A 14,120-nucleotide genomic window follows, 5' to 3' on the forward strand; every position below is an offset into this window, starting at 1 on the left:
GCCACCTTTCACCCCAGCATGTCGGGATGCTTCCTCAGCACATCGCGCTGCGCGATGTACTCGGCCGTCGACTGGTAGCTTCGCAGCCACGCGGCCTGCTCCTCTCCGATCTCCTCTCCGCGCCCCAGGCGCGCTTCCAGCTCGATCGCCGCCCGGAAGCGCGACCGCTCGGTCTCGGCGCGCGGGCGGGTCGCCTCGGCCTGCCGCCGCTTCGCCTCGAAATCCGCCACTACGGCCTGGTGCGCGGCATCCTCCTCGGGGCTGCGCTCGCGCGGCGTGTAGACGGCCGCCGCCTTGGGCTTGCTGTTGAAGGTCGGGCGAACGACCTGCGCCTCGGCGGCCGGCGTCTCGCCGGTCGGCCGGGCGGCATCCAGGTAGCCGCCAACCTCCGCGGCGCGCATCCGCTGCAGCGCATCGGCGGCGGCGCGCTCCTTCTTGACGAAGTGGCGCTTGGCGGCGGCGTGGTTGCGCGCATCCTCCAGGCTGAAAAAGCCCCCCTTCTCTATGCACTCGGCGTGGCCGATATAGGCGCTGTCGAGCCCATAGAGATGCAGCCCGGCATGCAGGTCGGCGGGGTCGAACCGCGCGACCACGCGGCGCCCGGCGATCTGGTGCATCCAGGGCGCCCAGTACTTGTTCTCCATGAGCTTGATCTCGCCGTTGCGGCTGTTCGCGTGCAGACCCTCGGCCCCCATCAACCAGAGCCGGCGCTGCTCCTCGGTCGCCTTGCGGATCGGCGCGGTCGCGTAGCTGTCCTCGAAGGTCTCCAGCAGGCTCCGCCCCTGCGTGGTCTGACCGCGGCGGCCGGGGCGCGCGTTGTGCTCCTCGATGCCCTCGGCCAGCACCGCGAGGAAGTCCTCCAGCGAGATCGCGCGATTGCCGTAGTTCTCCGGCTTCGCGTCGGGCCGGTTGCCGGTATAGGCGCCGGCCAGGCGCGGATCCTTGGAGATGTCGTCGCAGAAATCGCGGAAGGCGCGTTCGATCGGCTTGGACTGCCCGCTATAGGGCATGGCCCAGTGGACCTCGCATCCCAGCGTCTTGAGGATGCCGGGAATGTCGTCGTCCTTGACCTTGAAGCGGTAGCGCGTCGGCACCTGCCCGGTGAGGAACTTGTTGGCGAACTCGCGGCCGTTATCGAGAAGGATGTGCTCGGGGATACCGAAGCGCTCTATCATGTCGCCCAGCGCGAGGCTCACGCCCACCTTGTTCGGCGTCCGGTCGACACGCCAGCTCACGATGCGCCCCGAATAGATGTCCTGGAACGCGACCAGCTGGGGTCGGATGATCTCGCACTCATTGTCGCCCTCGTAGCGCGGCCAGCGCACGAACACGTCGAAGCGGTGGTAGTCGGCGTTGACCGCCTCCATCGCGTGCAGCGCGGTGCGGTCCCTGATCTGCGACGGGTAGAGCCGCTTGAGTGCCTCGACGCCCTGGCGGCAGAGCAGGATCGTGGTTTCGGGAACCTCCGCCTCCAGCCGGCGGCGCATCGTGCGCTCGGGCAGCGTGGTCCAGCCTTCGGATTTGGCGATGCGCACCGCGCGGCGATAGCAGGCCGAGAAACTCGGCTGCTCGAGCCGCAGGTAATCGGCCTTGAGCACCTCCCAGAACTCGGGGCTGCAATCGGCCGATGTCTCGCCGCGCACGGCGGTGCCGTGGCGGGGCGCCAGATGGGGCAGGCGATCGTCGCTGCGCACCCCCTCGACCCGGCCCAGCCAGTTCCAGACCGTGCGCGCGCTGCAATCGAACTGGCGCGCCACCTGGTGGCAGGCCAGATCGCGCGTCATCCCGCCGCGCTCCAGCGCCTCGACGGTCTGCACCGCCTCCAGGGCGCGGTACGCCTTGCGCTTCGTGTGCTCCGCCAGCCGGTCGAAGCGCGCCCAGAGCGCCTCGCGGTCCACCGGCGCGGGGGTGACGGGGGGTGGCGCGGCCTGCGCCAGCAGCGCCTGCTGCGCGCGGCTCGGCAGCAGCGTCCAGTGATACTCCCACCCGCCGCCGCGGCTTTTGCGCCGTCGCGCCGCGCCCGGCGCCTGCCGCCAGCCCTGCCGCTTGGCGGTCTTGTCAACGCCTCGACATGTGGCCGGAAGGTCCGGCAGCGCGGCCTCCGCCAGCTCGGCGGCGGTCCACCATTCGCGATCCGGGCGGCGCTCACTCATCGCGATCCCACCCCATCTGCTCGATGTCCTCGGACATGTGGTCGAGAAACCGGCGCCGCGCCGCCATCGGCGCGCGCGTCCATGCCTTCATCAGTCCTTGAAACCCCTCTTCAACGGGGTCCTTGGGCGCGGGCTCGACATCGCCCTGGCGATACGCCTTGCGGGCGGCGTTGACGGTCCCGGCCTCACCGTTCGAGAGCGCGAGGCAGACCTTTGCGCGCTCGGCGTCGTCCGTGATTTTCGAGATAGCCTGAAGGTCGGACATGGTTGGCGACTTGGGTGCCGCGCGAAGCCACCGCACCTGATCGGAAGTCAGAGCCGCCCCCGCCGACACAATTCTCCGGACTTGACGTGGCGAAAGGCCGACCAGATCGCCCACGAATTCTGCAAAGGACAAATTTGTCCGTTGCCTGCCGTGCTTGGCGAGCGCGCCCGCCGTGCCGCGTGCAGTCTCCGGGTGCAAGGTCTCGTATATGTCCTTGCGCGCCGCCAGGCTCACCGCCAGATCGAGCGGCTGCATGTGCGTAAAGGACACGTTCGCGTCGGCCTCCATCAGCCGCGCCTGATCGAGGGTGCATTCCCAAACCTTGGCCGAGATCGTCTCGTGTCCGAGCTGGCGCGCGACTTCCAGGCGGTGCCGGCCGTCGATCAGCTGGTACCCATCCCTGGCCTTCCTGACGTGGATCGGGTCCCGGATCGCGCCGACCTCTTCAACCGACGCCTTGATGATCTCCACCGCCTTTTCACGCAGAGGCGTCACGCGGTCGATCTCATCTACAGGCAGGTCGATCAGTTTGGCGTCACGCATCCCTCGGTCCTTTCGTCATCGTGTATCGGCAGATCAGCCGGTCCTTGCGCCGCTCGCGCGTGCAGGTGATCTCCGCGCCGTGCTGGCGCAGCTCGGCGATGCAGCTGTTCACCGCGCACACCCCGGCCGACCGCACGATCTGGCGCGTCGTGTGCGGGCGCCCGTCCTTCAGGACGGCCAGCACGCGCTGCAGGCGCGGGGAGGTGAGCGGCGCGGCGTGCATCACGGCACCATCTGCGGGTCGACCTCGCCCGCGACCTGGCGGCAGTGGTTGCACATGCGGTGGCCCGGCCCGGTCGACAGGAACTCCGCGCCGCAGCGCAGGCAGTCGCGCGGGCGGCGCTGGCGCTCGGCCACCAGCCGGTCGCGCTTGGTCTCCGCCAGGTGCCGGGTCGACACCTCCGGCGTCACGGGCTTGCCGCCCTCGAAGACAGCCCAGCCGAAGCCGTGCTTGCGTATCTCGAAGATCATCGCAGCACCTCCGGCAACCAGAGCGCCGCGAAAAGCAGGGCGAACAGCGCCACCGCGCCGAGCGCATCGCCCAGCAGGCTGTTGTCGAGATACCGGATCAGGCGCCGGATAAAGCCGCCCCGGCCGCGGGGCTCCGTGAGTGGTGGCGTGCGGCCGGGGCGTTCCCTACCATCGGAAGCGCCAACAACCAGATGGAGGAAACTCATGGACGAACTGGAGAACTTGGGCTCCGCACCTTTGGAGCGGCGTGTTGAGGTCCTCGAAGACATGCTAGCGACCCTCATTCTGCACATCGACACTGACCTCGATGGGCTGGGTGAGCGGATGCTGACGAGCCTCGACAGATACCGTGACGCACTGCTCACCGCCGGCAATTCCGTTAGTGACGAGCAGGCCGACGCGGCAGCTGACCTCAAGCGCCGCGTGGTCGATTTTGTCGGCAGAGAATGAATGCCGGGTAGCGCGAGCGGCCCGCGCGGCCGCTCGCTCCCGAGCAACCCAACGTGCCCTGGCTTTCGCGTGGGCTTTCGCGCTCTCGAGATCAAAGAAACCGCTCTCCATCATCCGCACTCCTGTTCGAATTGGCGGCGCAGGATGCGGCCGCTGGCGGCCGTGGCTTCCTCGGCCAGCCGGCTCAGCGGGCCGATGCAGCGCCCGTCCTCCACATCGCGCACCAGCAGGATCGCCAGCTTGACGCGGTCGGCCTGCGGTATGCGCGCGATGTCCTGGGCCACGTCGGGCGCGTCCAGCGCCCCGGGCAGTCCGCGTTTGGGGTGGGTCATTTGATGTCCTCCGGGTTGGCGTTTCGTTGGCGGTGATCGGCCCGCCTGCCGGCGGACCGGCAGGGCGCAGGGGTGCGGATTTCAGAGTGCGAAAGCGGGCCGAAACCCGATGCTCGAACCCGCGCTCGAGCGCGGGTTGCGCAGGCTGAGGGCGAACACGCCGGCACGCGAGCCGTGGTCCCAGCTGCCCCCACTCAGGGCGACGGTGGCGCGCCCCGACCAGTGCCCCCAGACCCGATCGGGGATGACCGCGGCCTCCTTGTCCGTCTCGACCTCCGAGGGCAGAAAGAGCGGCGACAGGTCGAAGCCGGAGCCGCGCTCGTCGTGGAAGTCGACCGGGTAGCCATCCTTCTCGCCGGGGCCGTAGCGCGCGCCGGTCGCGACCCAGTCGTCACCACCCGGCATGTCGGCGCTCCAAAGCACGATCTCGCCATCCTCGGCCAGCTGCAGCCCGTCGATGAACTGCCAGACATTGCCCCACAGATCATGGATGCCGCGCCAGACGGCCGATGTCTCGCCGGTGGGCTTGACCCCTCCGCCGTCGGCATTGCCGCGCCCCAGCGCGCCCTGCATATCCGGATCGCCGGTCTCGATCAGCATCAAGAGCTGGATCGCCGCCAGGTCGTAGATCGAATAGAGCCGCCAGCCCTGACCCAGCGCCGCGCAGCGCTCGCGCGCGTCATCGATGGTCACTCCGGTCCAGGGCTTGTTGCCCGCCTCTCCGGCGATGCGACCCTCGCGCTCCGAAGCCGGATACTTGCCGACGCGCAGCACCGAACAGGCGGTGCCGTCGGGGCGCAGGAAGGCCGGGTGCAGGCGGTAGCCGGGGCGCGCGCAGGGCGAGACCAGCCAGAGCCGCTCGTCGCCGCGCCGCTCGCTGCGCACCCAGAAGCACGGGATTTCCACGGTGGCCACATCCACATGTGTCGGCACGTCGCGGATGCCCGCCCAGACCGGATGCGTGTCGAAATACGTCCGCTCATGATGAAGCGTGCGACCCGCCGCATCCACGCGCCGCCAGGCGCCATTCTCGTGCAGGGCAATGCCGACGACACCGCCGTCCGCGCCGATGGCGCCGCGGTAATCCACCGCCTCGATCGCGCCATCGGCGCCATATGGCCTCTGCACGAAATCCCACAGCGCGCGGGCCTGCCCCAGCGCCTCGGCTGGCTGCAGCCCGGCGTCGAGGGCGCGATTGACCAGGTATAACCGGGTCTCCATTGCGTCATTCATCTGCATGAAGGTCTCCTTGCGGGTTGGGGTGGGGTGGATCATGCGGCGTCCTCCGACTTGCCGGAGGGGCGCGGAATGTCGGCGGGCCATTCGAGATCGCAGGGCCAGTGATCGTCGAACCAGTTCAGGACGCGATCTGCGCGACGGATCGTGCATCCAGCAGCGCCCTTCAGGCTGCCTAAAAACTTCCCGTCGCCGGCCGCGTAGGTCGAGACGGTGGATAGCTTCAGTCCGCAGTGCTGCCCATATGCCTCGCCAAGCCTGATCAGCATTGTTTTGTTCATGGCTCGCCTCAATCCGTAACCTTACCGATATTTATGCCGGTAGATTTACCGATAGTCAAGACGAGCTAAGTTCGGTAAATTCCCCGAATCATGGAGCGCGCCGAAAAAGCCTTTGCGGATATCGTCTCCGAGCGCTTACAGCAGCTCGGCAAGCGGGCGTATGCCGTTGAAAAGGAATATAATTTGCCGCCGGACGCTATCCGGAATGTCCTGAGGGGCGCAAAGAAGGCTGGGACCCCTCTGAACCGTGCCAGGCAGATTTGCGATGCGTTGGGCCTGGACTTCTATATCGGCCCGCCGCGCGAAGATGGTCGCATCTACACGACCGAGATAGATGGTGAGGAGTTCGCCTCGATCCCGCGATACGATGCGCAACTCGCCGCCGGCGGCGGGGCGTTTAACGACGAGGGTGAACCAACATCGACCCTCGCCTTCCGGCGTGACTGGTTGGCGCGCAGCGGCATATCTCCTACCTCCGCCTACATCCTATCCGTTCGCGGGGACAGCATGCGGCCAACCCTATACGACACCGATCTCGTGATGATCGACGTGCGTCGAAAGCAGGTTAGAAACCGGCGCATCTACGCCTTCGTCGACCGGGATGGCGAGGCTCGTGTCAAACGCCTCGAGGCGATACCGGGGCGCATGATCCTTCTGCTTTCCGATAACCCTGATCACGAGACCGAGTTGCGCGAAGGCCCCGACATGGATAGCCTGCAGCTTCTTGGGGAGGTTGTGTGGTCCGCTCACACTTGGTTGGATTAGATGTACCTAGGCGAAAATGGAGGCATCATGACCCGCAACACCCTCACCTCTTTGACTGCCACCCTGGCGCTCAGCTTGTCGTCAGCGGCCCAAGCTGATCCCATCCTTGACTGCTTGAGCCAAGCCGTTGAGGTTTCTGAGGGTTCGCTCTACTCGATTGATGAGCGCCTGATACGAGCGGACGTCACCGCTACCAACCGGTCAGGGATTGCGTTCTCCGGGTTGCATGTCGAGGTAGCAGCGCACTACCCAGGCCGCCCCACGCCGCTGGCGAGCAGGGCGGTGACCGACTTTATTACCCTTGGAGGCGCACTACTGCCGGGGGAGGATGCCACCGGGCGCGTCGCGATGCATATCGACCCTCGCATCCGAGGCATTGTTGAGGATGAGGATCAGATCACGTTCTCAGTGACGGTCCAGAACGTTGCTGACGCGGGCGGTGCCAACATCGCAGGCCAACCCAAGATGGCTTCATGGCCTGACGATGAGCTTCCTCTTCGATCGATCTGCCCTTGAAATCGGTTCCATCTTGCGCGCGCCCCGCCCCCAAGGCTAAACCCCTCTAACGCCTTGTCTTGTTTAATAAAATGCCTAAGGTGGAACTCCACCCCTAAGCTGGAACCCCGGTTCCATGTTCCAAACTCCGGGGTCGCGCGCAAAACACCCACTTCAACGCCTTTTTGAGCGCGATTTATGCCGCGTTAAACGGCACTTAGCCGGATCGCTCCGCACGAGGCCCGTGACGCCACCGGAAGCTCACCACACCCGCCGCACAGGCCGATTTTCGCGTATCTCTGCAATTTCACGCGACCTCGGTCCGCTCCCGCCGCACCCCTCGTAAACCTCTGTTTTTGCGGCCTCATCCGCCTTCATCCGGCCTCTGCCGGTCTCTTCCGGCCTTCTGAAAGAACAGGTGTCAACGCACAGCAGAAAAGAAGACGGGCCGGAAACTGGTGTTTCCGGCCCGTCTTTGCGTGTTGTAAGCAAAGGACGCTCAGAGCATCTCTTTGACCTTTTCGGCCACCGCCTCGGCGGTGATGCCGAAATGCTTGAACAGCTCTTCGGCCGGGGCGGACGCGCCAAAGCCCGGCATGCCGACAAACGCGCCCTTGTCACGCTTGCCGCGCTCCCCGAACAGCCAGTGGTCCCAGCCAAAGCGGACAGCAGCCTCAACCGCGACGCGTACCGGACCACCCGGCAACACGCGACGGCGATAGCTTTCGTCCTGTGCCTCGAACAGCTCCCAGCACGGCATGGACACAACCCGCGTGCCGATCCCTTCGGCCTGCAACAGATCGCGCGCGGCCATGGCAATCGACACCTCAGAGCCGGTCGCCATCAGGATCGCCTGACGCTTGCCCTCTGCGTCGGCCAGCACATAGGCGCCTTTTTCCGTCAGGTTGGCGTTCTTGTGTTCCAACCGCACGGTGGGCAGCCCCTGACGAGTCAACGACAGCACAGACGGGGTGCCGGTCTGGCGTAGGGCGATTTCCCAGGCTTCGGCGGTTTCAACCGTGTCAGCGGGGCGGAACACCAGCATGTTTGGTGTGGCGCGCGAGATTGCCAGGTGTTCGACCGGCTGGTGGGTTGGGCCGTCTTCGCCCAGACCGATGGAATCGTGGGTCATGACAAAGACCGTGGGTGTCTGCATCAGCGCCGCCAGCCGCATCGCGGGGCGGGCGTAGTCGGTGAACGCCATGAAGGTGCCGCCATAGGGGCGCACGCCGCCATGCAGCGCCATGCCGTTCATCGCCGAGGCCATGCCATGCTCACGGATACCGTAGTAGATGTAGCGGCCCTTGCGGTTGTCGGTGTCAAAGACCCCCAGATCGCCGGTCAGCGTGTTGTTCGATCCAGTCAGGTCGGCAGAGCCGCCCAGCGTTTCCGGCATCACCGGGTTGATCACTTCCAGCGCCATTTCGGACGCCTTGCGTGTGGCCACCTTGGGCGCGGTTTCGGACACCTGCTTTTTCAGCGCCTTGATCACCGCGGACAGCTTTTTCGGTGTTTCGCCGGACATTACGCGGGTGAATTCGGCCTGACGGGTCGCGCTCATGTCGCCCAGACGGGTTTCCCATTCGGTCCGATCCGCCGCACCGCGCGATCCGGCCGCTTCCCACCAGGACTTGATTTCGGCGGGGATGTCGAACGGTGCAGATGTCCAGCCCCACGCCGCCTTGGCAGCATTGTTCTGGTCATCGTTGGTCAATGCGCCGTGACCCTTGGAGGTGTCCTGCGCCGCGTGGCCAAGGGCGATATGCGACTTGCAGGCGATCATCGACGGCTGGTCGGTCTTTTTGGCCGCGACGATGGCGGCGTCGATGGCCTCTGGATCGTGGCCGTCGATTTCCTGAACGTGCCAGCCTGATGACTTGAACCGCGCGACCTGATCGGTGCGGTCCGACAGCGACACCTTGCCGTCGATGGTGATGTCATTGTTGTCCCAGAAGACAATCAGGTGGCCCAGTTCCAGACGCCCGGCAAGGCCGATGGCCTCATGGCTGACACCCTCCATCAGGCAGCCGTCGCCTGCGATGACATAGGTGTGGTGGTCGATCAGTTTCCGGCCAAACCGTGCGCGCAGGTTTTCCTCTGCGATGGCGAACCCGACTGAGTTGGCAATGCCCTGACCCAGCGGGCCGGTTGTCGTCTCGATCGCCTTGGCCAGAAAGTTTTCCGGGTGACCGGCGGTCTTGGCGCCCAGTTGGCGGAAATTCTTGACCTGCTCCAGCGTGATCTCGGCATCGCCGCACAGATACAGCAGCGCATACAACAGCATCGAGCCATGGCCTGCGGACAGGATAAAGCGATCCCGATCCGCCCATTCGGGCTGTGCTGCGTCGAATTTGAGGTGCTTCGAGAACAGCACGGTGGCAACGTCGGCCATGCCGATAGGCATGCCCGAGTGACCTGAATTGGCGGCCGCGACAGCGTCAAGCGCAAGCGCGCGGATGGCCGTGGCGCGCATCCAGTGATCCGGATTGCGGGTGCGAAGCTCTTGGATATCCACCGGGTTTCGATCCTCTGGCTGGGGGTTTTGCCGCGTCAATAGCAGCCACGCGGCGAAGTGCAAGCGATGCGCCGCGCCCCGCATGAAGGCCGTCGCCTAAGGCCTTGGAAGATAAGGGGGCGCATTTTCCTTTTTCGCTTGTTAAACTTTCGGGAACCCAATGTGCGGCGATTCGGTCCACAGGGAAAAGGCGCTCCGTGCATTGCGTGCACGGGGCCGGGCAAGAGGACGAAGCAGGGCAGATGAGCCAGATCGAGGACTTGCAGTCGCGCATCACGCGCGCACTGGATCGCATCGGGCAGGGGATCGACGGGTTGAACCCCGGCCCTGCGCCTGAGGATTATGAGGCATTGCGCGGCCGGGCAGAGGCCGCCGAGCAGGAACTGGCCCAGACGCGAGAGGCCTTTGCCGCCGCGCGGGAACAGGCCGAGGCCGACCTTGACGCCGCAGTGTCAGCAGCACGCTCTGACGCCGCCGCAGAGATGGAGCGCGCTCTGGCAGAGGCACGCGCTGCGTCGGACGCCGAGGTGGATGCGGGGGATACGCCCGAAGTCACAGAGTTGAAAGAGGCGCTCGACGAAGAACAGATGGCCAATGCCCAGCTGCAAGAGCGGCTGCGTGTGCTCAAGGCGCGCATGGCAGAGTCGGAGGCCGCCACCGGGTCTGAACCCGCAGGTGCTACGTCGTTAGCGGCGCTGGACGCCGAATTGCAGAAATTGCGCGCCGCAAATGAAGAGTTGATGGCTGCCAATGCCGCGCTGCGCGAGGCCAACGCCCAGGGCGTGGGCGAGCCTGAATTGATCAATCGCGGCATGGAGGCCGAACTGGAGGCGCTGCGTGCCGCTCGCTCTGCCGATGCGGCAGAGACCGGGGCGGTGCTGGACGCGTTGACGCCGCTTTTGGCAGAGGCCGCAGATGACGGGAGGCAGGGATGAGCCAGATGGAAGTCGAGATCAAGATCGGCGGGCGCAGCTTTGAGGTGGCTTGCCAACAAGGCGAAGAACAGTACCTGCTGTCGGCGGCCCAGCTACTGGACACAGAGGCCCAGGTGCTCGTGACCCAGATCGGTCGGATGCCCGAGGCGCGGATGTTGCTGATGGCCGGGCTGATGCTGGCAGACAAGACCGCGGGGCTGGAGGAACGGCTGCGTGAAGCGCAGGACAAGCTCAAGGCCGTCGAGGGTGAGCTGTCCGAACTCAAGGCACAGCCTGCGCCTGCGCCGGAAAAAGTCGAGGTGGCGGTCATACCGGACGATCTGACCGACGCGCTGGCCGAAATCGCCGCCCGAGCCGAGGCGCTGGCCAATACATTTGATGAGGCGCAGGCCGGGTAAACGGCCTGTTGGTCAATGGGCCGGTGGCGGGGCGACGGTGCGGCAACCGCGCATCGTCCTGTCCCCAAAGCAGCCTGGTGCCCCGTTCGTCTTGCACGCAGCTTGCGTCACCCGTTCAACTTTTGGCTCAGCGCACGCCCCAGATCGACAAATCGAAGCATGTCATCGGTGTCGCGCAACAGCCCGGTCCGCTTGATCCGCAGCCCTTCACGCCCCAGCGACACCACGGGCTGCATCGCCTCGTTCAACCCTTTGCGTGCCTCGATCAGTTCGGGCACGTCCCGCACCGGGGCCAGGGCGGTCTCACATCCCGGCGTTGCGAACATTGTACCGCGCCCGTCGCCGGACACCGCGCGCAAATCTGCCGCCTCGCCGCCCAACCCGCCTGTCATCCGGTCCAGCAGCATCTTTCCGATCATGCCGCCGCCAGTCTTGGCCAGCATCATCTCTGCCATGGCTGCGGTCTTTGCCGGGATCTCCGGTCCCAGCAGCGCCAACCCAGAGTCCAGCGCCAACCGGGGTTGGGTGAACTGCGTCCAGCGCCGCGAACTGCCGCCCTGTGTTCCGCCTGTCTGGACGTACTGGACCAGCTCCCACCCCTCGGACGGGTCCGAAATCACCGTCCGGCTGCCGCGCCCGCCGGTTGAGGGCGTGTGGTGATAGGTCCAGCCATGTTTAGCTGAAAATGCCCTTAGCTGCTCGCGTTTCTGGTGTCCGCGCCGGACTGCAAAAGCGATCAGCCCGGTCCCTAGAAAAGATGCAAGGATCAGGGCGAAGATGACAAACAAGTCCATGGCACCTCTCCAGTGTTCAAACGCCAAAAATGAAAATGGCAAGCAGGTTGGACCTGCCCGCCATCACATTTTTTCCGACGCTTGACCTTGGGTCAACCGTTGGCTTCGCGGATCTTCTCTGCGGCGTCCTTGTCGTAGGCGACGCCATTGGCCTCGAACAGCTGGTCCAGTTCACCGGACAGGGTCATCTCGGTGATGATGTCGCAGCCGCCAACGAATTCACCTTTGACGTACAGCTGCGGAATGGTCGGCCAGTCGGAGTAGTCCTTGATGCCCTGACGGATTGCATCGTCCGCCAGCACGTTCACGTCGTTGTACTCGACGCCCATGTAGTTGAGCACACCCGCCACGCGGCTGGAAAAGCCACACTGAGGCATGGTTTTGTTGCCCTTCATGAAGAGCACGACGTCATTGGCTTTTACGGTTTCGTCGATCTGGGTCTTGGCATCGCTCATATCTGTCTCCGTTTCCACGCCCGCCGGCGTATTTGTCCTAGGACCCGTCAACGACGCGGTCCGTGTCTGAGAAATTGCGGCAACCTGCAAAGCAAAAGGGTGACCGCGTCGTAAATTCCAAGCGCCGCGTTCAGCAGTGCGTTCAGCACCCAGCCTGCGGCCCGCCCATCAGTCGGGCGCTTTGGTGGTCAGGGCCAGCGCATGCAATGCACCGTCGGGACCGTCCATCTTGCCTTTGAGCGCGCCGTAAACCGCCCGCTGCTGCTGCACACGGTTCATGCCACGAAAGCTTTCGTCGATGACGAGGGCCGACATGTGGACCCCGTCCTGTCCATCGACAGAGATCTTGGCGTCGGGAAAGGACTGGCGCAGCAGATCCTCAAGTTCCTTGGCGTACATCGGCATGGGCGGCTCCGCTCGTTTCGGTGTTTCCGACAGAAATAGGGTGTCATACGGGGGCGTGCAAGCGGCGTCCCCGCGACCTCAGGCCGCGAGGTCGATCCAGACCGGCACATGGTCCGAAGGTTTCTCGCGGCCGCGGATGGCAGAGTCGATCTGGCAATCGGTCATCAGATCGGCGGCGGCGGGGGTCAGCAACAGGTGATCAATGCGGATGCCGTTGTTCTTTTGCCATGCGCCCGCCTGATAGTCCCAGAAACTGTAGTATCCCGGCGCCTGCGTGCGGGCGCGGAACGCCTCGGTAAAGCCAAGGTTCAGGATGCGGCGGAACGCGGCGCGGGTTTGCGGCAGGAACAGCGCGTCCTCGGTCCAGACCTCGGGGCGGGCGGCATCCTCGGCCTGCGGGATGACGTTGTAGTCACCCGCCATCAGTGCGGGCATTTCCTCGGCCATCAAATCGCGGGCGCGGGCCTCCAGCCGGTCCATCCAGGCCAGTTTGTAGTCGTATTTGGGGCCGGGGGTCGGGTTGCCGTTGGGCAAATACAGCCCGCAGACGCGCACGGCCTGCGTGTCGCCCATCACTGTGGCCTCGATCCAGCGGGCCTGTTCATCGCTGTCATCGCCGGGCAGCCCGCGTCGAACGTCCTCCAGCGGACGTTTGGACAGGATCGCAACCCCGTTAAAGCTTTTCTGACCGTGGGTCTCGACGTTATAGCCGCGATCCTCAAAGGGCTCTCGCGGGAAATTCTCGTCGACCGACTTGATCTCTTGGCACAGCACAACGTCGGGCTGTGCCTCGTCCAGCCAGTCCAGCACGGCCGACAGGCGTGCCTTGATTCCGTTGATGTTGAATGTGGCGATTTTCATGGCGCGGTCTCCTGCCGGTGCGGTTCTCATGGATTGCAGGCAACACGGGTCCGGTCAAGCGCCGCAGAAAAAGTGCTGAATTGTATCAGTTGGGTTGAGCGTTGTGTCACCGTTGCAACCTATTGGCGTCCAGCGCGCCACAAAACACCCAGGGTAGTTCATATGATTCGGGGTTGAATCGCACGTCTTCGAGTTTGCAAAGCGGCGTTGCCCTGCAAAGTTTGAAACTATCCACAGGAAATTTGTTTCTGTGGATAAGCCGTATTGTGACGGGTTTCGAAACGGCTGCCCGAATCGAAATTGTGGATAAACAATTTCTTAAACAACCTTAACAAGAATTAACTTTTTTGCAAACAGCTTTTGATTGCAGATTTCAAGGGCATAGCAGCTCAACCTGGACAAGGAGCGACACCATGACTGCCCTCATCAAGATCCATAGCCCTGAAGAAATCGTTTCCAGCGCGGAAACGAGTGCCTTTGTCGGTGACGCCGTCGAGGCGTTCACCTCGTGGTCTGGCCCGGCCGAAGGCGACCTCTTCTCGGGCGGCTCAGTCGAAGCCTACACATCCTGGTCCGGTCCGACGACCGGCACACGCGAAACGGGCGATGCTGTCGAAGCATTCACCTCATGGTCGGGTCCTGCAACTGCCGAGATGGATAGGGGTGGCCAGGTCGAGGCGTTCACCTCGTGGTCCGGTCCGGTGACTGGCGACGCTCAGCGTGGCGACAATGTGCAGGCCTTCACGTCCTGGTCTGGCCCCACCGC

The 14,120-nt window shown here is 64.6% G+C and carries 18 protein-coding genes and 1 pseudogene; 6 read left to right on the forward strand and 13 right to left on the reverse strand.

What is annotated here, in order from left to right:
* Nucleotides 1–8: 8 nt before the first annotated feature.
* The 5 genes from CHB90_RS10070 to CHB90_RS10090 are packed head-to-tail and all read right to left on the reverse strand — an operon-like array spanning nucleotide 9 to nucleotide 3,638.
* Nucleotides 9–2,153: a transposase domain-containing protein gene (locus CHB90_RS10070; protein ID WP_089277739.1), complete on the reverse strand. Its 2,145-nt coding sequence runs from the start codon at nucleotides 2,151–2,153 to the stop codon at nucleotides 9–11.
* On the reverse strand, nucleotides 2,146–2,961 hold the full coding sequence (locus CHB90_RS10075; RefSeq protein WP_089277740.1) for a ParB/RepB/Spo0J family partition protein: 816 nt from the start codon (nucleotides 2,959–2,961) through the stop codon (nucleotides 2,146–2,148). The genes CHB90_RS10070 and CHB90_RS10075 overlap by 8 nt, the downstream gene beginning before the upstream one ends.
* Nucleotides 2,954–3,184: a helix-turn-helix domain-containing protein gene (locus tag CHB90_RS10080; RefSeq protein ID WP_089277741.1), complete on the reverse strand. Its 231-nt coding sequence runs from the start codon at nucleotides 3,182–3,184 to the stop codon at nucleotides 2,954–2,956. Before CHB90_RS10080 ends, CHB90_RS10075 begins: the two co-directional genes overlap by 8 nt.
* The gene (locus CHB90_RS10085) at nucleotides 3,184–3,432 is read right to left on the reverse strand and encodes a hypothetical protein (protein WP_089277742.1); all 249 of its coding nucleotides are present in this window, start codon (nucleotides 3,430–3,432) and stop codon (nucleotides 3,184–3,186) included. The genes CHB90_RS10080 and CHB90_RS10085 overlap by 1 nt, the downstream gene beginning before the upstream one ends.
* Nucleotides 3,429–3,638: a hypothetical protein gene (locus tag CHB90_RS10090; RefSeq protein ID WP_089277743.1), complete on the reverse strand. Its 210-nt coding sequence runs from the start codon at nucleotides 3,636–3,638 to the stop codon at nucleotides 3,429–3,431. Before CHB90_RS10090 ends, CHB90_RS10085 begins: the two co-directional genes overlap by 4 nt.
* Here CHB90_RS10090 and CHB90_RS10095 point away from each other — a divergent pair.
* Nucleotides 3,637–3,882 carry a hypothetical protein gene (locus CHB90_RS10095; RefSeq protein WP_089277744.1) on the forward strand — a complete coding sequence of 82 codons (246 nt, stop codon included), beginning with the start codon at nucleotides 3,637–3,639 and terminating at the stop codon, nucleotides 3,880–3,882. The two genes, CHB90_RS10090 and CHB90_RS10095, sit on opposite strands and share 2 nt — an antisense overlap.
* 110 nt (nucleotides 3,883–3,992) lie before the next feature.
* Here CHB90_RS10095 and CHB90_RS10100 read toward each other — a convergent pair whose 3' ends face one another.
* The 3 genes from CHB90_RS10100 to CHB90_RS10110 form a co-directional block, all read right to left on the reverse strand.
* A complete protein-coding gene (locus tag CHB90_RS10100; protein ID WP_089277745.1) occupies nucleotides 3,993–4,214 on the reverse strand; it encodes a hypothetical protein in 222 nt (73 codons plus the stop codon).
* 81 nt (nucleotides 4,215–4,295) lie between these two features.
* Nucleotides 4,296–5,489, reverse strand: a complete 1,194-nt coding sequence (locus CHB90_RS10105; RefSeq protein ID WP_089277746.1) for a hypothetical protein — start codon at nucleotides 5,487–5,489, stop codon at nucleotides 4,296–4,298.
* Nucleotides 5,486–5,731 carry a hypothetical protein gene (locus CHB90_RS10110; RefSeq protein WP_089277747.1) on the reverse strand — a complete coding sequence of 82 codons (246 nt, stop codon included), beginning with the start codon at nucleotides 5,729–5,731 and terminating at the stop codon, nucleotides 5,486–5,488. Before CHB90_RS10110 ends, CHB90_RS10105 begins: the two co-directional genes overlap by 4 nt.
* Before the next feature lie 90 nt (nucleotides 5,732–5,821).
* Here CHB90_RS10110 and CHB90_RS10115 point away from each other — a divergent pair, with 90 nt between their 5' ends.
* Together CHB90_RS10115 and CHB90_RS10120 are read left to right on the forward strand one after the other, a co-directional pair.
* Nucleotides 5,822–6,496, forward strand: coding sequence for a S24 family peptidase (locus tag CHB90_RS10115; protein WP_089277748.1), 675 nt, complete (start codon nucleotides 5,822–5,824; stop codon nucleotides 6,494–6,496).
* Nucleotides 6,497–6,523: 27 nt separating this feature from the next.
* On the forward strand, nucleotides 6,524–7,012 hold the full coding sequence (locus tag CHB90_RS10120; protein ID WP_089277749.1) for a hypothetical protein: 489 nt from the start codon (nucleotides 6,524–6,526) through the stop codon (nucleotides 7,010–7,012).
* A gap of 478 nt (nucleotides 7,013–7,490) precedes the next feature.
* On the opposite strand, the gene tkt is transcribed toward CHB90_RS10120, so the two are convergent.
* Entirely contained in the window at nucleotides 7,491–9,506 is a 2,016-nt protein-coding gene (gene tkt, locus CHB90_RS10125; protein WP_089277750.1) for a transketolase, read from the reverse strand.
* A 197-nt stretch (nucleotides 9,507–9,703) separates the two neighbouring features.
* Between tkt and CHB90_RS10130 the strand changes: the two genes are divergently transcribed.
* Together CHB90_RS10130 and CHB90_RS10135 are read left to right on the forward strand one after the other, a co-directional pair.
* Nucleotides 9,704–10,441: a hypothetical protein gene (locus tag CHB90_RS10130; RefSeq protein WP_245823217.1), complete on the forward strand. Its 738-nt coding sequence runs from the start codon at nucleotides 9,704–9,706 to the stop codon at nucleotides 10,439–10,441.
* Nucleotides 10,438–10,839, forward strand: a complete 402-nt coding sequence (locus CHB90_RS10135) for a cell division protein ZapA (RefSeq protein ID WP_089277752.1) — start codon at nucleotides 10,438–10,440, stop codon at nucleotides 10,837–10,839. Before CHB90_RS10130 ends, CHB90_RS10135 begins: the two co-directional genes overlap by 4 nt.
* Before the next feature lie 107 nt (nucleotides 10,840–10,946).
* Here the strand turns inward: CHB90_RS10135 and CHB90_RS10140 are convergent, their stop codons facing one another.
* The 4 genes from CHB90_RS10140 to xth all read right to left on the reverse strand — a co-directional run bounded on the left by CHB90_RS10140 (nucleotide 10,947) and on the right by xth (nucleotide 13,354).
* The gene (locus CHB90_RS10140; RefSeq protein ID WP_089277753.1) at nucleotides 10,947–11,633 is read right to left on the reverse strand and encodes a hypothetical protein; all 687 of its coding nucleotides are present in this window, start codon (nucleotides 11,631–11,633) and stop codon (nucleotides 10,947–10,949) included.
* Between the two features lie 92 nt (nucleotides 11,634–11,725).
* On the reverse strand, nucleotides 11,726–12,088 hold the full coding sequence (grxD, locus tag CHB90_RS10145; protein ID WP_089277754.1) for a Grx4 family monothiol glutaredoxin: 363 nt from the start codon (nucleotides 12,086–12,088) through the stop codon (nucleotides 11,726–11,728).
* A 168-nt stretch (nucleotides 12,089–12,256) separates the two neighbouring features.
* Entirely contained in the window at nucleotides 12,257–12,493 is a 237-nt protein-coding gene (locus tag CHB90_RS10150; RefSeq protein WP_089277755.1) for a BolA/IbaG family iron-sulfur metabolism protein, read from the reverse strand.
* Nucleotides 12,494–12,571: 78 nt separating this feature from the next.
* Nucleotides 12,572–13,354, reverse strand: coding sequence for an exodeoxyribonuclease III (gene xth / locus CHB90_RS10155; RefSeq protein ID WP_089277756.1), 783 nt, complete (start codon nucleotides 13,352–13,354; stop codon nucleotides 12,572–12,574).
* A gap of 413 nt (nucleotides 13,355–13,767) precedes the next feature.
* On the opposite strand from xth, the pseudogene CHB90_RS26535 reads away from it, so the two are divergent.
* A pseudogene (locus CHB90_RS26535) lies at nucleotides 13,768–14,120 on the forward strand (hypothetical protein); the annotation flags it as partial.

This window comes from Antarctobacter heliothermus (assembly GCF_900188425.1).
Lineage (GTDB): Bacteria > Pseudomonadota > Alphaproteobacteria > Rhodobacterales > Rhodobacteraceae > Antarctobacter > Antarctobacter heliothermus.